A 20201-nucleotide genomic window follows, 5' to 3' on the forward strand; every position below is an offset into this window, starting at 1 on the left:
TTTCTCTTATAATAGAAAGGGGTTGCGTCAAAACGTGGATAATGCTGTCGTTTCGTTCGTAGGGGCGAGGTTCGCTCACCCGAAAACAGTTTACTTTGTGTCTTCGGGCAGGCAAACCCTGCCCCTACAGCTGACGATTGGATAGGCTGGTTTAGTTTTGACACACTCCATTTCCGTTTATAGATATTGCTCTTCTCTTATTTTAAAAGCTCGCTTAATTTGGCTTTAATATCTTCGCCGCGCAGGTTGCGTGCAACGATAGTTCCTTCTTGGTCAACTAAAACAGTGGCAGGAATAGAATTTACGCCATACAGTTTTGCGCCTGCATTGTTCCAGCCTTGCAAATCAGACATCTGCGGCCATGTGATATCAAGAGTGGTGATAGCTTCTTTCCATTTATCCAGATTGTTGTCCAGAGAAACGCCTACGATACCGAAACCTTTGTTCTTGAATTCCTTGTAAGCGGCAACTACATTCGGCATTTCCTTGCGGCAAGGTCCACACCAGCTGGCCCAGAAGTCAATCAATGTGTATTTGTTCTTGCTTATGAAATCAGACAACTTCACTGTTTGACCTTCAGGAGTATCCATAGAGAAATCAATGTATTTCTGACCAACAGCAGTTTTTTCTACAGTTTCAATATGTTTCTTCAGTTTTGCGATACGGTCATTGTTGGCAAACTGAGCGGGAACTTTTTCAACTAAAGATTTCTGTTTTTCCAAATCGAATGCAGCAGCATAAGAAGGAAGCAACTGTATACCTACCGCATTCGTAATGTTAGCTTCGATAGTATTAAAGACCATATCCATGGCGATACTGTCCTTCTTTTCTATTTCTTTCATTACATTTTCGCGCTGTTCGTCAGTCAGTGTAGAATCAGCCATTGCGCTACGATACATATCGTTCATTTCTTTGCTCATAGCGATGAAGTTGTCTTTAAACTGCTGGTAAACATCATTGTTTGCAGTACCGCCGATTTTGTTTTCTTCGCCCAATGCTACAGTGATATTTCCGTTTTCGAGGAAGAAGTCGGCACGGTTACGTTTTCCGTCTTTTGCATAAATGATAAAGCAGTTTGTTGCTGTATCCTGTCTTCCGGTGAATGTGAAAGCACCTCCTGCTACAGTGGTAGAATCCAGTTTCACCCAGTCGCCATTCTTGTATTCCTGCAAATAAATAGTGTCGCCGTCGGCAAGACCTTCTACTGTTCCCGATACTTTGTAAGCGGGTGAATTGTTACATGCAGTGAAAGCCAAGCTTCCTACTGCCAATAAATAAACTAATTTTTTCATTGTGATGATATTATAATTTGGACGCAAAGATAGTTACTTAATTAATACAGAAGAGAAAAAAAAGTTTTTATTTTCATCTGTCCATTAAGAATATATAGAATATTATGTGTTTTTTTGCAAGATAATGTGAGTGCATTTGTTTCAAATGGTTATCTTTGTGCCTAAATACCATTTATGAAATGTTAATATTCAGTCTTGCACTAATTACTATCCTATTTCTTTTGTTAGTATGGACCACTATCAGGGAAAGAGCTATGGCGAAAGAAATAAAGTTAGCCCAACAATTCTACGCTGCTATTTGGAATAATGCCCATGAATTTATTTTCTTGATAGACAAAACTTCCCATGTCGTTAAAACCAATTATTATACGGTTTGTAATATGCCTTGCCGGGAAGATTGGAAGTGTTTTGGAGAAATCTTGCAATGTCGGTATGCTCGTGAAACAGCTACGTGCAATAAGCATGAGAAGTGTCGCAACTGTTTGATAAGAAGTAAGATAAGAGAAGTGCTTAAGAATCACGGCAGTTTTAGTAATTTCGAGACTACGATGGATATTCAGATATCTTCCCTTCCTGCCACTCTATACAGCATGATGGTTTCGGGACGGTATCTGTCGCTTAACGGTCATGATTATGTGATATTGACCGTACATGATATCAGTGAGGAGCGAGCGTTGGAATCTTCATTGAAGCACAGCAATGAGAAATTTCTTTGTTTCTTCGATAACGTGACTGTAGGTTGTGCCATTTGCGATAAAGAAGGAACACTGATAGAGGTGAATGACGCTTATGTAGACTATATGGGGTTGGAGTCTAAGGGGGACGCAGTCAATCAGCTCAATATTTATACCAATCCCTGCATCAATCCTGAGTTTAAGGAGATGATGAAGTCCGGCATTCCGGTATCGGGCGAAGTGAAATACGATTATGAGTTGATTAATCAGGTTTATGTAAAGAGTCGTCATAAAGATGTACACTATTTTCGTTTTATTGTCAACTATTTGAGAGACGCGGCCGGTAATGTGGAGAATATCCTGATTATTTGGGTAGAGAATACCTTAATTCACAAAACCTTGCAGCAAAACAAGAGTTTCCGCGAGATGATTAGTGCAGCTTCATCTGCCTCCAACATCGGTTTCTCTTCTATAAATTTGCTGAAGAATGAGCAGTTGGTGACACCGGAATATCTCAAGAACCTGGGAGTCTCTTCTGAAATAGATTTGAATACCATCTTTTCCCACATGAAATATGTAGATACGGATACATCCCGGCAACAGGAGTTTATGGAGTATGTGGAGAAGGCCAGACATGAAAAGGTGAAGCCTTTGGAAAGGAATATTCATCTGATAGTGAACGGTGAGCCCAGATGGATTAAGCAGTTTCTTATTCAGCAGACATTCGATCCTGATAATGGAAACATCGTTTTGTTGGGAGTAAATGTCGATATCAATGAGCAGAAGAAAACGGAAGAAGCGTTGCGCGAGGCAAAAGAAAAAGCCGAAAGTTCAGATAAGCTGAAGTCTGCTTTTGTGGCAAATATGAGTCATGAGATTCGTACTCCTTTGAATGCAATTGTAGGTTTTGCCAATCTGTTGGTCACTTCGGAAGACAGAGAAGATTTTGATAGCTTCAAGCAAATTATTGAGCAGAACAGCAACCAACTTTTGCAATTGATAGGTGACATTTTGGATCTCTCGAAGATTGAGTCGGATACATTGGATTTTGTGTGGAGCAATGTAAATGTCAATGCCATGATGTATGAATTGGAAAAGATATTCCAAATGCGAAATGCCGCCAATCCTGATGTTGTGATAAAATGTGTGGCAAGTGTGGGCGACTGCATGATACGCACAGACCGCCAACGGTTGATTCAGGTGGTATCCAATTTGATGACCAATGCCATTAAGTTCACCACGCAGGGCAGCATTATTATGGGATATGAAAAGCGGAAGGAAGAAATATATTTCTATGTGACAGATACCGGCTGCGGTATTCCGGAAGAAAATCAAAGTCAGGTGTTTGAGCGTTTTGTCCAATTGGACAGCTTTAAACAGGGCACCGGTTTGGGGCTTCCGATATGCAGCAGCATTATCAGAGCAATGGGAGGCAAGATAGGGGTGAAATCTAAGCCGGGAGGAGGATCGACATTTTGGTTCATATTGCCCGAATGTCCGCCTGTGAAGAATGAACCGGAATCAGGAAAACAGTACTTTTAGTTGTGTCATTGTTTCCGGATAGTCTGATTGGGAAGCGTATATTTGCATTTCTGTCAGATTCCCATGTCAAATAGCCGATAATTATGATTATTTCTCTATCTTTGCGCGCGAAAATGTAGAGGCGTTCGTCGTCCAGTTACAAAAAGTAGTATGCAACAGTCTAATTATATAATTGAGGTTAAGGATGTTTCCAAGTTTTTTGGCGATAAAATAGCATTGGATAACATCAACTTGTATGTGAAAAAAGGAGAATTCGTAACGATTCTGGGTCCTTCGGGATGTGGAAAGACTACGCTTTTGCGCCTTATTGCCGGTTTTCAGACCGCTTCGGAAGGAGAAATCCGAATAGCAGGGCAGGAGATTACACAAACTCCGCCACATAAAAGGCCGGTAAATACCGTATTTCAGAAGTATGCCTTGTTTCCACATCTGAATGTATATGACAATATAGCGTTCGGGTTGAAACTCAAGAAACTTCCCAAACAGACCATTGAAAAGAAAGTAAAGGCAGCCCTCCGGATGGTGGGGATGACCGATTATGAATATCGTGATGTCAACTCGCTTTCAGGCGGTCAGCAGCAACGTGTGGCCATAGCCCGTGCCATTGTGAATGAACCGGAAGTATTGCTCCTCGACGAACCGTTGGCAGCTCTTGACCTGAAGATGCGTAAAGATATGCAGATGGAACTGAAGGAGATGCATAAAACATTGGGAATCACCTTTGTGTATGTGACACACGATCAGGAAGAAGCTCTCACACTGAGTGATACGATTGTGGTGATGAGTGAGGGGCGCATTCAGCAGATAGGTACTCCTGTAGACATCTACAATGAACCCATCAACTCATTTGTCGCCGATTTTATCGGAGAGAGCAATATCCTGAACGGCGTAATGATAAAAGACAAGTCAGTGCGTTTTGCCGGTGTAGAGTTTGAGTGCGTGGACGAAGGTTTTGGCGAGAATATGCCTGTAGATGTGGTGGTTCGGCCTGAGGACTGGTACATTTTCCCCCTTTCGGATGCCGCACAGATTACGGGTACGGTTACTTCTTCCATCTTCAAGGGAGTACATTATGAGATGGTTGTTGTGGCAAACGGTTATGAGTTTATTGTGCAGGACTACCATCACTTTGACGTGGGACAGGAAGTAGGTCTGCTGGTTAAACCGTTTGACATCCATATCATGAAGAAAGAGCGTGTATGCAATACTTTCGAGGGAGAGATGGTAGACGAAAATCATGTTGATTTCTTGGGCTGTCATTTCGAATGCCTGCCTGTGAAGGACATCGAACCGGGCGAGAAAGTAAAAGTAGTGGTGGCATTTAAGGATATTATCCTGCAAGACAACGAAGAAGACGGAACATTAACCGGCGATGTGCGTTTTATCCTTTACAAAGGCGACCATTACCACCTCACCGTTGCATCGGACTGGGGCGAAGATATTTATGTAGACACCAACGATGTATGGGACAATGGTGACCATGTGGGTATCAGTATTCTGCCTGAAAAGATTAAAGTAATAAAGATTGTAGATTAATAAAAAAGAAAAGAGGTGCTCAGAACAATACGATTCTTCCTGTCCTCGCGTAAGAGTTGGACTATCCCTTACGTGATATTTTCGGCGATATTTGTTATTCTTCCGCTGCTTCTGATAGTGGTTTATGCATTTATGGACGATGCCGGTCATTTTACTTTCGGTAATTTTGCTAAATTCTTTGCCCATCCGGAGGCCATCAATACGTTTGTCTATTCCATTGGCGTTGCCATTATTACGACGGTGGTGTGCATTCTGTTGGGGTATCCTGCCGCTTACATTCTGACGCAGACCCGAATGAAGTATGCGCAAACCATTGTGGTGCTCTTCATCCTTCCCATGTGGGTCAATATCCTGATTCGTACGTTGGCGACAGTGGCGCTTTTCGACTTTATGGATGTGCCGTTGGGCGAAGGGGCGTTGATATTCGGCATGGTGTATAACTTCCTGCCTTTTATGATTTATCCTATTTATAACACATTGCAGAAGTTGGATAAAAGTTATGTGGAGGCAGCGCAAGACTTGGGCGCCAATCCGGTACAGGTGTTCTTTAAGGCAGTGTTGCCATTGTCTATGCCCGGCATTGTGAGTGGTATTCTCATGGTATTCATGCCCACTATCTCGACATTTGCCATTGCCGAATTGCTGACAATGAACAATATAAAACTGTTTGGTACTACCATTCAGGAAAATATCAATAACAGTATGTGGAACTATGGGGCAGCGCTTTCACTTATCATGCTGTTCTTGATTGGTGCTACCACTTTGTTTGCCTCAGATGATAAGGGCAATGATGAAGGAGGTGGCTTATGGTAAAGAAAATATTATGCCAGGGATACCTGTGGCTCCTGTTATTATTGCTCTATGCCCCTATCTTTATCATTATGATTTATTCTTTTACAGAGGCAAAGGTGTTGGGCAATTGGACAGGATTCTCAACGAAACTTTATTCGTCGCTGTTCACCACAGGCACTCATCACTCGTTGACCAATGCCCTGATTAATACACTGACCATCGCGCTGATAGCTGCAACGGTTTCCACGTTATTGGGAAGTATCACTGCCATCGGCATATTCAATCTGCGTGCCCGTTCGCGCAAGGCAATCAGCTTTGTCAATAATATCCCTATTCTGAACGGCGATATCATCATCGGTATCTCGCTGTTTCTGCTGTTTGTTTCACTGGGTATTCCTCAGGGATACACTACTGTGGTGTTGGCCCACATTACATTTTGCACGCCATACGTGATTCTGAGTGTATTGCCGCGCCTCAAACAGATGAACCCGAATATTTATGAAGCGGCACTTGACTTGGGGGCAACTCCCATGCAGGCGCTTCGCAAAGTGATTATTCCCGAAATACTTCCGGGGATGATTTCAGGTTTCATGCTGGCAGTCACACTGTCTATCGACGATTTTGCCGTTACCGTGTTCACTATCGGCAATGAAGGACTGGAGACTCTGTCTACCTATATTTATGCCGATGCGCGGAAAGGCGGACTTACTCCCGAACTTCGTCCCCTTTCAACCATTATATTTGTATTGGTGCTGGTGTTGCTTATCATAATCAACCGCCGTTCGAGCAAGAAAAAAGAGGCATAAGAAGATGAAGATAAAGATGAATAAATGGATAGTGGCATGCGCCTGCGGGTTACTTTCACTCACGGGATGCTACAACACGGGCGAACCTCGTGAAAATGTGCTGAAGATATACAATTGGGCAGACTATATCGATGAAGATGTGCTTGCCGAATTTCCCGAATGGTATAAAGAGCAAACGGGTGAGGACATCCGTATCGTTTATCAGACCTTCGATATCAATGAAATCATGCTGACCAAAATTGAACGCGGTCATGAGGACTTTGATGTGGTATGTCCTTCAGAGTATATCATCGAGCGAATGTTGAAGAAGAACCTGTTGCTGCCTATTGATACAGCTTTTGGTAAGACTCCTAATTATTTGCATAACGAGTCTCCCTATATCCGCGAGCAGTTGGATAAGTTGAGTCAGCCGGGGCGCCGTGCTTCCGATTATGCCATCGGATATATGTGGGGAACGGCCGGACTTCTGTATAATACAGACCATGTTCCTGCGGAAGATGCCAAGACATGGGCGAGCCTGTGGAATCTCAAGTACAAGAATAAAATCTTGATGAAAGAGAGCTACCGTGATGCCTACGGAACAGCCCTTATCTATGCCAACAGCGAAAACCTGAAAGAGGGGAAGGTGACGGTGGAAGAGTTGATGAACAACTATTCACAGGCATCTATCGATACGGTAGAGAAGTACTTGAAGGCCATGAAGCCTCTGATAGCCGGTTGGGAAGCTGATTTTGGAAAGGAGATGATGACTAAAAACAAGGCATGGCTCAACATGACTTGGAGTGGAGATGCAGTATGGGCAATCGAAGAAGCCGATGCTGTGGGAGTAAACTTGGATTATGAAGTGCCTGAGGAGGGGAGTAATGTGTGGTATGACGGTTGGGTGATTCCCAAGTATGCCCGCAATGTGAAGGCTGCCAGTTATTTTATCAATTACCTGTGCCGTCCTGAAGTTGCTTTGCGCAATATGGACGCCTGCGGTTATGTGAGTTCTGTTGCCACTCCCGAAATATTGGAAGAGAAGATAGATACGGCTCTGAACTATTATTCCGATTTGAGCTATTTCTTTGGTCCGGAAGCAGATAGTGTCCGGATTGACAAGGTGCAGTATCCTGATCGTCGTGTGGTGGAACGTTGTGCCATGATTCGTGATTCGGGTGACCGTACGGAGGCGGTGTTGGAAATGTGGTCGCGTGTGAAAGGGGATAATCTTGGATTGGGAATTGTGGTCGTGATATTTGTATCGGTCGGAGTGATGCTGGTGTATACGGTTTACAGACGGATACAGCGCTATCAATATGAGAAATCACAACGTCGCCGCAGGAGACACCGCAAAAGGAGATAATTCTTCTTGTTGCCGGTGAAATGCCGGGCTCACGGATTTTATAAAAAACAACAGAGGGTGTGTCAAAACTAAATCGGTCTATCCCATCGTCAGCTGTAGGGGCAGGGTTTGCCTGCCCGAAGACACAAAGCAAACTGTTTTCGGGCGAGCGAACCTCGCCCCTACGAACTAAACGACAGTATTATCCACGTTTTAACACAACCCTCTGTTTCTCTCTATCTTCTTATCTACTGAAATTAGATAATATATTGGTCTGAAATAGACTCGTTATTCATCACGCGGCGAATTGTTTCAGCAAACATATCAGCGATAGTCAGCTGTTTCACCTTGGCACAACGGTTAGAATAAGGAATACTGTCTGTAAACAGCATTTCTTCCAAACCGGAATTTTGAACGCGTTCGGAAGCAGGACCGGACATCACACAGTGGGAAGCAATGGCGCGGACAGAAATGGCTCCGGCTTCCTTCATGATATCGGCAGCTTTGGTAATTGTACCGGCTGTATCCACCATGTCGTCAATCAAGATGACATTTTTGTCTTTCACGTCACCGATAATCTGCATAGTAGCCACTACGTTTGCTCTTTCGCGAGTCTTGTTGCACAATACCAAAGGTACATCAAGGTATTTGGCGTATGTGCTGGCACGCTTGGAACCTCCCACGTCGGGAGTGGCGATTACAAGGTTTTCAAGGTTCAGCGACTGAATGTAGGGCAAGAAGATGCCTGATGCATACAGGTGGTCTACCGGAATGTTGAAGAAACCCTGAATCTGGTCGGCGTGCAAGTCCATGGTAATCAAACGGTCGATACCTGCTACACTCAGCAAGTCAGCCACCAGTTTGGCACCGATAGAAACACGCGGTTTGTCTTTTCTGTCTTGGCGAGCCCATCCGAAGTAAGGGATAACGGCTACGATGCTTTTGGCAGAAGCTCTTTTTGCTGCGTCAATCATCAGCAGCAGTTCCATCAGGTTGTCAGAATTAGGAAAGGTAGATTGCACTAAGAATACATGGGCACCTCTAATTGACTCTTCGAAGGAAACAGCAAATTCACCATCTGCAAAGTGTGTAATGTTCATGTTTCCCAGTTCGCAGCCGAGGCTGTTGCAAATTTTTTCTGCAAGGTATTTCGAGTTTGTTCCCGAGAATACTTTAAAAGGAGATGTTTTACTCATTTTGTAATAGATATTACCTATTTGTTAATTTGCGTGCAAAGGTACATATTATAATTAGAATTTAAAAATCGAACATTAAAAATTAATTCGTATTCTTTTAAACGCCTTTTTTCGGGCAAGAATATGCATTTCTTTTCTCTGTTTCTCTTTGCTTTTAGTTAATCCGCCAACTTTTTCAGTTTGCGAAAGTGTTCTATCAACAATCGGTAGTCGCGGTCGCAGCGTGTATCGAACTTATTCCACAACGCGCCCAAGATGGCTGCTCCGCCAAAGCCGAAGTCTTTTACCTCTAAGATATTGTCCACATCAATGCCACCCAGTGCAATCACTTTCTTGTCGATAATGCCGGCTTTGTCGGCGGCACGAAGTTCTTCGGCCGTATAAGCGGAGTTGTAGTTCATCTTGGAGATGCTGTTGAATACAGGACTCAGAAAAACATAGTCACACGCTTGCTTGCGTTCCTTTGCTTCGTCTAAAGAGTGGCATGAGCAACTGATATGCCCTTTATAGTTTTCGGGTGGATTGGGGTTGCGGCCGTTCAGGTGAATGCCTTTCAACTTATATTCATCCTTCAGATAGAAATGTCCGTGCACCACGATGCGTTTATGGTACTGTTCGGGAATCAAGGTGAGCAGCCGTTCGGCGAACATGGGCGCTGTGTCGGGCTTGCGCAGATGGAGTGTGTCCAGTCCTTCCTCAAACAGGGCCGTGATTATCTTGTCTTCCTCCACAAAATATGTGGGGGTTGTGATTAGAATTAACTTCATACTTTTCAATTAATTGCTAAGCAAAGATAGTAATCAATATGTAATATTCCTAGTAGTTTGCTGTATTTATTTAACGGTTGTGGGGAGAAGCTATAAATAAAAAAATCTTCGTCGACCTTCACAGGCAAACGAAGATTAAGGGTTTATTATGGTTACAAAGGTAATATAAAAAATGGATAAAGCAATACTTTGCACCATAAAAGATTTTATTTTTCTAAGAAGAGGATGTGCGTCTCCATCGTCATGAGGTCGATAACCCATAATTTGCCGCTTAGCACTTCACCATATCCGCCTATTACTTTCAGTACTTCGGTTGCCTCAGCGCATCCCACCATGCCGGGAGTCACTCCAAGTACGCCTTTGGGCGGGTGGGGCATGGAGAGCATTTCGTCTTCCTCCGGAAAAAAGTGGCGATAGTTCGGGCCGCCTTGGTAATTGAATACAGACACTTGCCCGTCGAAAGCGCGGATGGCACCATATACATAGACCTTGCCCAACTGTACGCAAGTGTCATTGATGAGGTAGCGGGTGGCGAAGTTGTCGCATCCGTCGACCACGATGTCGTATTGGCTGATAATTTCGACGGCATTCTCTATGGTGAGCCGATGAGGGTAGGCATTGATTCGTATGGAGCTGTTCAGGGCTTCGAGACGTTTCTTGGCTTGGATAGCCTTGTGCATACCTACTTCGGTTTCGCTATAGAGCACCTGGCGTTGTAAGTTGCTGACGCTTACCACGTCATCGTCCATTAGTCCGATGGTGCCCACTCCGGCTCCTGTCAGGTATAAGGCGATGGGGGAGCCCAGTCCGCCTACACCGACTATAAGGACTTTGGCGCGTTGGAGGCGCTGTTGTCCTCCTTCTCCCAGTTCGGGGAGAAGGATTTGACGGTTGTATCTTTCCATATCTTATGCTCGCGTTTATCGTTTCATTCGAGTGATTATATTTCCTCACCAGAGTGATATAATTGAATCTGCTGGGTGATGTAGTTTCATCACTAAGGTGATACGATTATATCGAAAGGCTGTGTGAGGAGGTTTGATACTGTCTGTATTGCTTATCGCGTTAACGTGAATTGGTCAAAGGAAGCGTCCCAGTCTTTCCATACCGGTTCTCGTCCTAATGATTTCAGTGCGCGTTCCACTTCTACGGCCGTACGCTCGTCGCTTACATGGAATTGTTCCAAGGCTTGCGGATACGTATAGTAGCCTCCCGGTTCGGTTTTGCTTTCGGCGCTCATGGTGGTGACGCCCAGTCCTGCCATGTTGTCGCGGATGTGTGCCGGTTCGCGGGTGGAATAGGAGATGTCTACATCATGGTCGAAGATGCGCATGGCGAAAGTGAGTTGCGCCAGTTCGCGGTCGTTCATGATGACATTCGGCTGGAAGCCGCCGTTCTCTGCCGGACGCATACGGGGGAAGTTGACACTGTATTTTGTTTTCCAGTACTTTTTCTGTAGATAGCGCAGGTGGTAGGCCATCATGGTCACGTCGGTGCGCCACTCTTCCAGTCCGATGAGGACACCCATACCGATGGAGTGAACGCCTGCCTGCCCCATACGGTCGAAGCCGTCGACACGCCATTCGAACTTGGATTTCATTCCGCGCGGATGATATACGTTGTAACGGGCTTTGTTGTAAGTCTCCTGAAAGCAGATGACACCATTCAGTCCGTGTTCCTTCAGTTCGGCATATTCTTCGGCTTTGAGGGGCATTACTTCTATTTTCAGATTGCTGAAGTATTTTTTGGCAATGTCCAGTGCTTTGGCAAGATAAGGGACTCCGGCTTTGGCAGGATTCTCGCCGGTTACCAACAGCAGGTTTTCAAACGGACCGAGTTTCTTGATTGCTTTGTATTCATCTTCCATCTGCTCGGGGGTGAGGATGGTGCGTGCCATCGGATTGCTGATATGGAAACCGCAATACACACAGGAGTTAGTGCAGGAGTTTGTTATATATAGAGGTATAAACATGGAGATGGTCTTGCCGAAACGTTCTTCAGTGTATTTCTTGCTTAGTTGTGCCATCGGCTCCAGGTATTTTGCTGCTGCGGGAGAGATGAGTGCCATAAAGTCGTCTACGTCGCAATGCTCTTTGCTGAGGGCGCGAAGCACGTCACTCTCTGTCTTGGAGTAGATGGCTTTGGTGGTTTCCTCCCAATCTATTTTTTCAAGTTCTTCTGAAAACATGATAGTTATTATTTTTTATTGTTCTGTTATTGTTCAATGAATAATTGGTCTTTCTCCCATCGTAATGGGTTGGTGATGATATAATCCGATATTTCTTCGTATGAATGCTGGTTGCGGATGATGTGTTCGTAATAGTTGCGTTGCCACAAACGTTTGTTAAATGGAATCCATTGATTATTATTGATATTCCGTATATATTCGTTGGTTGTCATTGTTTTGAACCATTGAATCACACGGTGTAGGGGCGAACCCATGTGTTCGCCCAATATTCCGCATGGGGTGTTATTATTGGATGCATTCGGGCAGACACATGGGTCTGCCCCTACGTTGTGCCAAATGCAATGGAAATGGTTGGGCATGATAATATATTCCATGCATTCTATATCTGGGAATTTCGCGGATGTTTTTAGATACCATTTCTGAATCATCCTTCCTGCTTCATTCAAATACATATCTCCATTTATAATCTTTCCAAACATACACTTCTTGTCCTGTGCACAAACCGTGATGAAATACAAACCTTCTGATGAATAATCGTATTCTTTCAGGCGTATACTGTGACGGTGATGGATTTCAGGATTATACATCTTGATTTTCTGATTATTCATTTCCTTATTTTCTTTAGGATGTTGTTGCGTGCGCATTGCACGGCTGCTGTATAGTATTCCGGTTCCATGTTCTGCAAGTATGCTTCCAGTTCTCCCATCAGTTCCGGTTCTTTCAGGCAGATGGTGTATGCCAGTTTCATACATACGGCTTGTCCGGCTACACTTTCGGCAGGCGATAACATTCCGTTCAGACAGAAGTCGAAGAAAGCTACATTAATGGGCTCGGAGACAGGAAGATGAAGAAGCGTGTTCAATAGCAACCGCCGTATGCCGTCATGAGGGCATTGTATGGCTCGCTGCATCAACTCTTCCCTTTTGTTTATCAACAGGGAAGGGGCGAGGATGCTCAGTTTTTCGCAAGCCCATGTAGCACGCCAGGCTATCTTTTTGTCTTCGTGCCGGGTGAGGGCATAGAGGTGGTCAAAGCGGGCAGGTGAATCCATCACCTGTTCCACTATGCTGTCTATGTATTTTCTTCCTAAAGCGCCTTCCAGTGCTTTCTTGAAATCTTCTTCCATTTGTTTTTTCTGTGACGATTAATTATCCGAATGCATCCCGAATGTCCGCCCGAATGGTGCATTTGTGGATGCATTCGGGCAGACACATGGGTCTGCCCCTACGATGGACGAGAACACGATTTATCCCTTGCCTTCTACATTCTTCAGGTCGCGGCTCAGTTTCATGGCGCAGAAGTTCGGTCCGCACATGGTGCAATATTCACCGTCCGTGTGGCGTCCTTCATTGAAGTATTCCAACGCGCGGTCCGGGTCGAGGCTCAAATGGAACTGGTCGCGCCAACGGAATTCATATCGTGCCTTGCTCAATGCATTGTCACGGATTTGTGCACCCGGATGGCCTTTTGCCAAATCTGCGGCATGAGCGGCTATCTTGTAAGTAATTACGCCCACGCGAACATCCTCTTTGTTGGGCAGTCCGAGGTGTTCTTTCGGAGTGACATAACACAACATGGCAGTGCCCAGCCAACCGATTTGTGCTGCGCCGATAGCCGAAGTGATGTGGTCATAGCCCGGAGCGATATCCGTAACCAATGGGCCGAGGGTGTAGAACGGTGCGTTATGGCAATGTGAAATCTGACGTTCCATGTTTTCCTTAATCTTATGCAGAGGCACATGTCCCGGGCCTTCGATGAATGCCTGTACGTTCTTGTCCCATGCGCGAAGCACAAGCTCGCCCATCGTATCCAGTTCGGCAAACTGAGCTTCATCGTTGGCATCCTGGATACAGCCGGGGCGGAGTCCGTCACCTAAGGATATGGCTACATCATATTGTGCCAGAATATCACAGATGTCGTCGAAATGTTCGTACAAGAAACTTTCCTTGTCGTGCATCAGGCACCACTTGCTCATAATGCTTCCCCCACGGCTCACGATGCCGCAAAGCCGCTTGTCTGCCAAGTGTACGTTCTGTCGGCGGATTCCGGCATGAATCGTAAAGTAGTCCACTCCCTGTTCGCATTGCTCTATCAATGTATCTTTATAAATCTCCCAACTGAGGTCTTCTACTTTTCCGTTTACTTTTTCCAATGCCTGATAGATGGGTACAGTACCCACGGGTACGGGACAGTTGCGGACAATCCATTCACGTGTCTCGTGAATATTATCTCCTGTCGAGAGGTCCATCAGTGTGTCGCCTCCCCATTTGCAGCTCCATACTGCTTTTTCTACTTCTTCGTCTATAGAAGAGGTGGTGGCCGAATTTCCGAGGTTCGTGTTAATCTTGACAAGGAAGTTGCGGCCGATAATCATCGGTTCGCTTTCGGGATGGTTGATGTTGGCAGGAAGTACGGCGCGTCCGGCAGCTATTTCGTCGCGGACGAATTCGGGAGTGATGTATGTCTCAATTCCCAGTTCCTTACAATTCATGTTCTCGCGGATAGCTACATATTCCATTTCCGGTGTAACGATACCTGCTTTGGCGTATGCCATTTGAGTGATGGCTTTTCCTGCTTTGGCGCGATAGGGCAAAGCGATATGCTCAAAGCGTAGATGGTCCAGGCTTTTATCGTCGCGGCGCATTTTTCCGTATTCGCTTGTAATGGAAGGAAGTTGTTCCACATCGCCGCGTCCGGTAATCCAGCTTTCACGCATACGGGGGAGCCCTTTTTTCAAATCTATCTCAATATCAGGGTCACTGAAGGGACCGCTGGTGTCATAGATGTAGACAGGATTGTTGGGTGTTGTCATTTTCTCACCATTCACAATGTTGACGGTGGGAGTGAGGTTTACCTTTTGCATACCTACTTTGATGTAGGGAAACAGGGTTCCTTGCATGTATGCTTTCTCGGCATGAGCGTATGCCTTTTTATCTTGTTCTTTGTCCATCATATTCTTATTTTAATCTAAAAATGAAGTTAAAGGTGATGAAGCGGAGGCAACCAAGTTTTGCCCGACAATACCCAATCCGGCTTCGTATGCACGGCGGCCGGCGATGACAGCTTCTTTAAATGCGGTTGCCATTTCCACCGGATTTCCGGCAACGGCAATGGCTGTATTGACCAGACAGGCGTCTGCCCCCATCTCCATCGCTTCGGCAGCATGGCTTGGAGCACCGATTCCGGCATCCACTACCACAGGGACAGAGGATTGCTCGATGATGATGCGCAGGAAATCACGTGTCTGTAAGCCTTTATTGGTGCCGATGGGAGCTGCAAGAGGCATGACGGTTGCGGCACCGGCTTCTTCCAGACGTTTGCACAGAGTGGGGTCTGCCTGACAGTAAGGTAATACGACAAAACCCAGTTTCACCAGTTCTTCGGTAGCTTTCAGTGTTTCTGTGGAATCCGGCAGCAAGTAACGCGGGTCGGGGTGGATTTCAAGTTTCAGCCAGTTGGTTCCGAATGCTTCACGTGCCATTTGTGCGGCAAAAACGGCTTCTTCGGCGGTGCGTACCCCCGAAGTGTTGGGTAATAACTGGATATGCGGATGAATGATATGTTTCAGCATATCGTCTTCTTTATTATCGAGTTCGATACGTTTCATGGCTACTGTCACCATTTCGCATCCTGATGCCAGGATAGATTCTTCCATGATGGTGTTTGAATAGAATTTGCCGGTTCCCAAAAATAAGCGGGAGTCAAATTCTTTTCCGGCAATGATGAGTTTCTTCATTGTAGTTATAGTTTATTTGTTGTTTATCTTTTCGATATTTATGATTCGTCTTGTCTCTTCTATGGGGTTGTCTGCACGCAGAATCGTTCCGCTAAGGGCGACTCCTGTGACACCGGTTGCCATGATAGAGGGAATATCCTCGAAAGTTATGCCTCCGATGGCAACAATGGGCAGATGAATACCGGCCTCTCTCATTTGTGTCACAATGGAGCGATAACCTTCCAGACCCAACACCGGCGAAAGATTCTTTTTGGTTGTGGTGAAACGGAACGGGCCGCAGCCGATGTAATCAGCCCCGGCTGCATAGTGCATCTTTACATCGTCGAATGTATTGGCGGTGCCTCCTATGATAAATTCTTTTCCCAATATATTCCGGGCCTCGGCTATGGGCATGTCTTTTTTCCCCAGATGTACGCCATCGGCATGGATTTTCTTGACTAACTCCACGTGGTCGTCTATGATAAAGGTGGCACCGTAGTCCTTGCATAAAGGTTGCAGACGCAGCGCTTCGCGTTCCACCTCGCTGACAGGAGTATCTTTCATGCGTAGCTGAATCCAGCGGCAACCGCCTTCGAGAGCCATGCGTGCCGAATCATAATAGGAATAAGTATCGGTGAAATGTGTAATGAATTGAAGTTCCATCGGCCTTATCCTCCACAGGCAGCTTTAATCACTACCAAACTGTCATTGGGTTGCAATATGCGTTCGTTCCACTCTGTGCGGGGAGTCATCTTGTTGTTTACGGCGATGGCTATGCCTTTCTCGGGCAATGCCAACTGTGAGGCAAGTTCGGCAACGGTGCATCCGTCCTTCACTTCTGTTTCTTTGCTGTTTACTTTCAGTTTCATAAGTTAGGAGTTTATGAATTTGTATGTAAATACAAAGAGTTGCTTTTAAGCCGGAGGATGTATAGGCAAGAAGTAACAATCCCTTCGTCGGTACTAACCGCATCAGGTTCACAGGGTATAATCTCAGCCCGTTCATCGTTATCCGTGGGGCACCCCTTTGTTTTTACGGTCACAAAGATATAGGAAAAGAAATGAATAATGCTATAAATCAGTGGATTTTTTTTCCCTGTGTTACTATAAAAGGGAATAGCAAAGAAAGATGAGGGTGCATCGAAACGTGGATAATGCTGTCGTTAAGTTCGTAGGGACAAGGTTCGCTCGCCCGAAAACAGTTTACTTTGTGTCTTCGGGCAGGCAAACCCTGCCCCTGCAGCTGACGATTGGATAGGCCGGTTTAGTTTTAACGCACTCCTATTTTTATAATTAATGTGTAACTAGTGTGGCCTTTTACATACGTTTTTCCACTGCATCCCAATCAATGATTTCCCACAACTTATTCACGTGGTCGGCACGGCGGTTCTGGTAATCCAGATAATAGGCATGTTCCCAAACGTCGAAGCCCAGTAGTGGTTTCAATCCGTGGCGCAGCGGGTTGCTGCCGTTCGCTTCTTTAGTGATATGCAGCTTACCGTCTTTGTCGACCGAAAGCCATGCCCATCCCGAACCGAACAGGGTAGTGGAAGCGTTGTTCATTTCTTTCTTGAAGTTGTCAAAGCTTCCGAAGTCGCGTTTGATAGCCTCAGCCAGTTTGCCTGACGGCTCGTGCTTGTTGGGCTGCGGAGCAAATTGAAGGAAATATAATGTATGATTCAATACTTGTCCGGCGTTGTTGAAGATACCTCCGTCGGGAGCAGTGGCTACAATTTCTTCCACACTCTTGCCTTCGAATTCAGTACCCGGTACAAGTGCGTTGAGGTTGTTTACATAAGTTTGCAGGTGCTTACCATAATGGTAATCTATAGTGGCCTGGCTGACTACAGGTTCGAGCCCGTTGTTTGCATACGGGAGTTTTGGCATTTCGTAAGTCATAACTAGAGAAATTAAAGTTGTTAATATAATATTCATTTCAAGTCGAGTTTTGAATTAAACTTCTGTTATAACAACATTATTGCTGCACGAAATGTTCAGATAAACTTAAACTTTCTCTATCTTTGCGGGCGAAAGATGAAACGTATGACAAATTATTTAGAAGAACTTAATGAAAGCCAGCGCAATGCGGTGCTTTACAATGACGGCCCCTCTTTGGTTATTGCCGGAGCAGGGTCGGGAAAGACTCGTGTGCTGACTTATAAAATAGCTTATTTGTTAGAGCAAGGATATCAGCCGTGGTCTATTCTGGCATTGACATTTACCAACAAGGCTGCCCGTGAAATGAAGGAACGCATCGCCCGCCGGGTGGGTGAAGAGGCCCGCTACTTATGGATGGGGACTTTTCATTCCATCTTTTCGCGCATTCTGCGGTCGGAGGCACACGTCATCGGCTTTACCTCCAATTTCACTATTTATGATTCTTCGGATTCAAAGAGCCTGATAAAGTCTATAGTAAAAGAGATGCATTTGGATGATAAGACATACAAGCCGGGAATGATTCAGTCACGCATCAGTAATGCAAAGAATCATTTGGTATTACCGGATGCGTATGCATCGAATGCGGATTTTTATCAGAATGATGTGAATGCCAAAGTGCCGGCTACACGCGATATCTATCATCGCTATTGGGAGCGTTGCCGGCAGAGTGATGCGATGGACTTTGACGATTTGTTGGTCTACACTTATCTATTGTTCCGCGACCATCCTGAGATTCGTCAGAAATATGCCGGACAATTCCGTTATGTATTGGTAGACGAGTATCAGGATACCAATTTTGCGCAGCACAGTATCGTTCTCCAGCTTACAAAAGAGCATCAGCATGTCTGCGTGGTGGGCGATGATGCACAAAGCATTTACTCTTTCCGAGGTGCAAATATTGATAATATCCTGAAGTTCACACAACTCTATAAAGGTGCCAAACTCTTTAAACTTGAGCAGAACTACCGTTCTACTCAAACCATTGTTTGCGCTGCCAACAGTCTGATAGAGAAGAATAGTGAACAAATTCGCAAAGAAGTGTTTTCCGAAAAGGCGAAAGGGGAACCTATCGGAGTGTTTAATGCATATAGTGATGTAGAAGAGGGTGAGATTGTTGCCAACCAAATACTGAGGCTTCGCTCACGCGAACATTATTCATACAATGATTTTGCCATTCTGTATCGTACCAATGCTCAAAGCCGTATTTTTGAAGAGGCCTTGCGTAAGCGTAGCTTGCCTTATAAAATCTATGGAGGGCTATCGTTCTATCAACGTAAGGAAATAAAGGATATTATTTCTTATTTTCGTCTGGCTGTCAATCCGAATGATGAAGAGGCTTTCAAGCGAGTGGTAAATTATCCGGCACGAGGAATAGGGGACACTACGTTGAACAAGATTATAGATGCCGCTACGCAGAATCATGTCAGCCTCTGGAAAGTATTGGAGGAGCCTTTGACTTATGGAGTGTCTGTTAATAAAGGTACACATGCCAAGTTGCAGGGCTTTCGTGAAGTGATAGAGAATTTTATAAGAGAGGCGGCGGAAAAGAACGCGTATGAGGCCGGTACGCTGATTGTGCGTCAATCGGGCATTATGAATGAAATTTACCAGAGTAATGACCCTGAGAATTTGAGCCGGCAGGAGAATATAGAGGAGCTGATAAATGGTATGCATGATTTTTGTGCTACACGCGAGGAGGAGGGTAATGAAAATGTCCGCTTGACGGATTTCTTGTCGGAAGTATCTCTGCTGACAGATCAGGACAGCGATAAGGAAGGGGATGCTGAGAAAGTAACGTTGATGACCATCCATTCTGCCAAAGGATTGGAGTTTAAAAATGTGTTTGTGGTGGGGTTGGAAGAAAACTTGTTTCCCAGTGCATTGTCGCTTAATTCATATAAGGAACTGGAAGAAGAACGCCGCTTGTTCTATGTCGCGATAACCCGTGCCGAAGAGCATTGTTATCTTTCTTTTGCCAAAAGCCGTTTTAAATACGGAAAGATGGAATTCAGCAGTCCGAGCCGTTTTTTGAAAGACATTGATGTGCATTTCCTGCAGTTGCCTCAAGAAGAGCAAATGGCAAGAAGAATAGACGAAGGGGCCGGGCGTTTCCGCCGTGAGCAGAATGAACGCTTGCAGTTGGGGGGGAAGCCGAAAGTGGAAATGATTCGCCCTACGGTGCCGCGCAACTTGACGAAGGTAGGAGCAGCGACGAGTGTGAAGTCGCCAACATCAGCCTCATTGCCTGTCAATGTGCAGGCCGGTCAGGTGATAGAGCATGAACGTTTCGGTATCGGTGATGTGATAAAAATAGAAGGAACCGGAGAAAACAGTAAAGCGACCGTACGTTTCCGTAATGCGGGAGAAAAACAATTGTTATTGAAGTTTGCACGGTTTAAGGTGGTAGGATAGTAGTTTTAATATAGTAAAGA

General features: G+C 45.1%; 18 protein-coding genes and 1 riboswitch. Of the genes, 6 read left to right on the forward strand and 12 right to left on the reverse strand.

Annotated elements, in window-relative coordinates; translation table 11 throughout:
* Positions 1–197: 197 nt before the first annotated feature.
* A complete protein-coding gene (locus IR173_RS08725) occupies positions 198–1292 on the reverse strand; it encodes a TlpA disulfide reductase family protein (protein ID WP_237039271.1) in 1095 nt (364 codons plus the stop codon).
* Positions 1293–1546: 254 nt separating this feature from the next.
* Here IR173_RS08725 and IR173_RS08730 point away from each other — a divergent pair, with 254 nt between their 5' ends.
* From IR173_RS08730 to IR173_RS08750, 5 genes are all read left to right on the forward strand, one after another.
* Positions 1547–3508 carry a PAS domain-containing sensor histidine kinase gene (locus tag IR173_RS08730; RefSeq protein WP_237039272.1) on the forward strand — a complete coding sequence of 654 codons (1962 nt, stop codon included), beginning with the start codon at positions 1547–1549 and terminating at the stop codon, positions 3506–3508.
* 150 nt (positions 3509–3658) lie between these two features.
* A complete protein-coding gene (gene potA, locus IR173_RS08735) occupies positions 3659–5044 on the forward strand; it encodes a polyamine ABC transporter ATP-binding protein (protein ID WP_237039273.1) in 1386 nt (461 codons plus the stop codon).
* Between the two features lie 15 nt (positions 5045–5059).
* Positions 5060–5857: an ABC transporter permease gene (locus IR173_RS08740; RefSeq protein ID WP_237039274.1), complete on the forward strand. Its 798-nt coding sequence runs from the start codon at positions 5060–5062 to the stop codon at positions 5855–5857.
* Entirely contained in the window at positions 5851–6642 is a 792-nt protein-coding gene (locus IR173_RS08745) for an ABC transporter permease (RefSeq protein WP_237039275.1), read from the forward strand. The genes IR173_RS08740 and IR173_RS08745 overlap by 7 nt, the downstream gene beginning before the upstream one ends.
* Before the next feature lie 4 nt (positions 6643–6646).
* Positions 6647–7987 (forward strand): ABC transporter substrate-binding protein, encoded by a 1341-nt coding sequence (locus IR173_RS08750; protein ID WP_237039276.1) that lies wholly within the window; start codon positions 6647–6649, stop codon positions 7985–7987.
* A gap of 236 nt (positions 7988–8223) precedes the next feature.
* Here IR173_RS08750 and IR173_RS08755 read toward each other — a convergent pair whose 3' ends face one another.
* The 11 genes from IR173_RS08755 to IR173_RS08805 all read right to left on the reverse strand — a co-directional run bounded on the left by IR173_RS08755 (position 8224) and on the right by IR173_RS08805 (position 17766).
* Positions 8224–9162: a ribose-phosphate pyrophosphokinase gene (locus IR173_RS08755; RefSeq protein WP_237039277.1), complete on the reverse strand. Its 939-nt coding sequence runs from the start codon at positions 9160–9162 to the stop codon at positions 8224–8226.
* A 158-nt stretch (positions 9163–9320) separates the two neighbouring features.
* Positions 9321–9929, reverse strand: coding sequence for a thiamine phosphate synthase (locus IR173_RS08760; protein WP_237039278.1), 609 nt, complete (start codon positions 9927–9929; stop codon positions 9321–9323).
* Between the two features lie 206 nt (positions 9930–10135).
* Positions 10136–10834, reverse strand: a complete 699-nt coding sequence (locus IR173_RS08765) for a HesA/MoeB/ThiF family protein (protein WP_237039279.1) — start codon at positions 10832–10834, stop codon at positions 10136–10138.
* Positions 10835–10986: 152 nt separating this feature from the next.
* Positions 10987–12117 carry a 2-iminoacetate synthase ThiH gene (gene thiH / locus IR173_RS08770; protein ID WP_237039280.1) on the reverse strand — a complete coding sequence of 377 codons (1131 nt, stop codon included), beginning with the start codon at positions 12115–12117 and terminating at the stop codon, positions 10987–10989.
* 26 nt (positions 12118–12143) lie between these two features.
* Entirely contained in the window at positions 12144–12725 is a 582-nt protein-coding gene (locus tag IR173_RS08775) for a transposase (protein WP_237039281.1), read from the reverse strand.
* Positions 12722–13243, reverse strand: a complete 522-nt coding sequence (locus IR173_RS08780) for a hypothetical protein (protein ID WP_237039282.1) — start codon at positions 13241–13243, stop codon at positions 12722–12724. The genes IR173_RS08775 and IR173_RS08780 overlap by 4 nt, the downstream gene beginning before the upstream one ends.
* Before the next feature lie 120 nt (positions 13244–13363).
* Positions 13364–15067 carry a phosphomethylpyrimidine synthase ThiC gene (gene thiC / locus IR173_RS08785; RefSeq protein WP_237039395.1) on the reverse strand — a complete coding sequence of 568 codons (1704 nt, stop codon included), beginning with the start codon at positions 15065–15067 and terminating at the stop codon, positions 13364–13366.
* Positions 15068–15079: 12 nt separating this feature from the next.
* Entirely contained in the window at positions 15080–15853 is a 774-nt protein-coding gene (locus IR173_RS08790; RefSeq protein WP_237039283.1) for a thiazole synthase, read from the reverse strand.
* Between the two features lie 12 nt (positions 15854–15865).
* Positions 15866–16495 (reverse strand): thiamine phosphate synthase, encoded by a 630-nt coding sequence (locus IR173_RS08795; protein WP_237039284.1) that lies wholly within the window; start codon positions 16493–16495, stop codon positions 15866–15868.
* Positions 16496–16500: 5 nt separating this feature from the next.
* On the reverse strand, positions 16501–16701 hold the full coding sequence (gene thiS / locus IR173_RS08800; RefSeq protein ID WP_237039285.1) for a sulfur carrier protein ThiS: 201 nt from the start codon (positions 16699–16701) through the stop codon (positions 16501–16503).
* Between the two features lie 62 nt (positions 16702–16763).
* Positions 16764–16868: riboswitch (TPP riboswitch) on the reverse strand.
* A gap of 280 nt (positions 16869–17148) precedes the next feature.
* Positions 17149–17766, reverse strand: coding sequence for a superoxide dismutase (locus tag IR173_RS08805; RefSeq protein ID WP_237039286.1), 618 nt, complete (start codon positions 17764–17766; stop codon positions 17149–17151).
* A 108-nt stretch (positions 17767–17874) separates the two neighbouring features.
* Between IR173_RS08805 and IR173_RS08810 the strand changes: the two genes are divergently transcribed.
* Complete coding sequence (locus IR173_RS08810; protein ID WP_237039287.1) at positions 17875–20181, forward strand: ATP-dependent helicase; 2307 nt, start codon at positions 17875–17877, stop codon at positions 20179–20181.
* Positions 20182–20201 lie beyond the last annotated feature (20 nt).

Source organism: Phocaeicola faecalis (genome assembly GCF_021730445.1).
Taxonomy (GTDB): Bacteria; Bacteroidota; Bacteroidia; order Bacteroidales; family Bacteroidaceae; genus Phocaeicola; species Phocaeicola faecalis.

What these genes read in the sequence shown, in the direction of transcription:
- IR173_RS08745 (WP_237039275.1), top strand. Translation starts at nt 5,851, where the DNA reads ATGGTAAAGAAAATATTATGCCAGGGATACCTGTGGCTCCTGTTATTA.
- IR173_RS08750 (WP_237039276.1), top strand. Translation starts at nt 6,647, where the DNA reads ATGAAGATAAAGATGAATAAATGGATAGTGGCATGCGCCTGCGGGTTA.
- thiS (WP_237039285.1), bottom strand. Translation starts at nt 16,701, where the DNA reads ATGAAACTGAAAGTAAACAGCAAAGAAACAGAAGTGAAGGACGGATGC.
- IR173_RS08805 (WP_237039286.1), bottom strand. Translation starts at nt 17,766, where the DNA reads ATGAATATTATATTAACAACTTTAATTTCTCTAGTTATGACTTACGAA.
- IR173_RS08755 (WP_237039277.1), bottom strand. Translation starts at nt 9,162, where the DNA reads ATGAGTAAAACATCTCCTTTTAAAGTATTCTCGGGAACAAACTCGAAA.
- IR173_RS08780 (WP_237039282.1), bottom strand. Translation starts at nt 13,243, where the DNA reads ATGGAAGAAGATTTCAAGAAAGCACTGGAAGGCGCTTTAGGAAGAAAA.
- potA (WP_237039273.1), top strand. Translation starts at nt 3,659, where the DNA reads ATGCAACAGTCTAATTATATAATTGAGGTTAAGGATGTTTCCAAGTTT.
- IR173_RS08765 (WP_237039279.1), bottom strand. Translation starts at nt 10,834, where the DNA reads ATGGAAAGATACAACCGTCAAATCCTTCTCCCCGAACTGGGAGAAGGA.
- thiC (WP_237039395.1), bottom strand. Translation starts at nt 15,067, where the DNA reads ATGGACAAAGAACAAGATAAAAAGGCATACGCTCATGCCGAGAAAGCA.
- IR173_RS08795 (WP_237039284.1), bottom strand. Translation starts at nt 16,495, where the DNA reads ATGGAACTTCAATTCATTACACATTTCACCGATACTTATTCCTATTAT.
- IR173_RS08760 (WP_237039278.1), bottom strand. Translation starts at nt 9,929, where the DNA reads ATGAAGTTAATTCTAATCACAACCCCCACATATTTTGTGGAGGAAGAC.
- thiH (WP_237039280.1), bottom strand. Translation starts at nt 12,117, where the DNA reads ATGTTTTCAGAAGAACTTGAAAAAATAGATTGGGAGGAAACCACCAAA.
- IR173_RS08725 (WP_237039271.1), bottom strand. Translation starts at nt 1,292, where the DNA reads ATGAAAAAATTAGTTTATTTATTGGCAGTAGGAAGCTTGGCTTTCACT.
- IR173_RS08810 (WP_237039287.1), top strand. Translation starts at nt 17,875, where the DNA reads ATGACAAATTATTTAGAAGAACTTAATGAAAGCCAGCGCAATGCGGTG.
- IR173_RS08775 (WP_237039281.1), bottom strand. Translation starts at nt 12,725, where the DNA reads ATGAATAATCAGAAAATCAAGATGTATAATCCTGAAATCCATCACCGT.
- IR173_RS08790 (WP_237039283.1), bottom strand. Translation starts at nt 15,853, where the DNA reads ATGAAGAAACTCATCATTGCCGGAAAAGAATTTGACTCCCGCTTATTT.
- IR173_RS08730 (WP_237039272.1), top strand. Translation starts at nt 1,547, where the DNA reads ATGGCGAAAGAAATAAAGTTAGCCCAACAATTCTACGCTGCTATTTGG.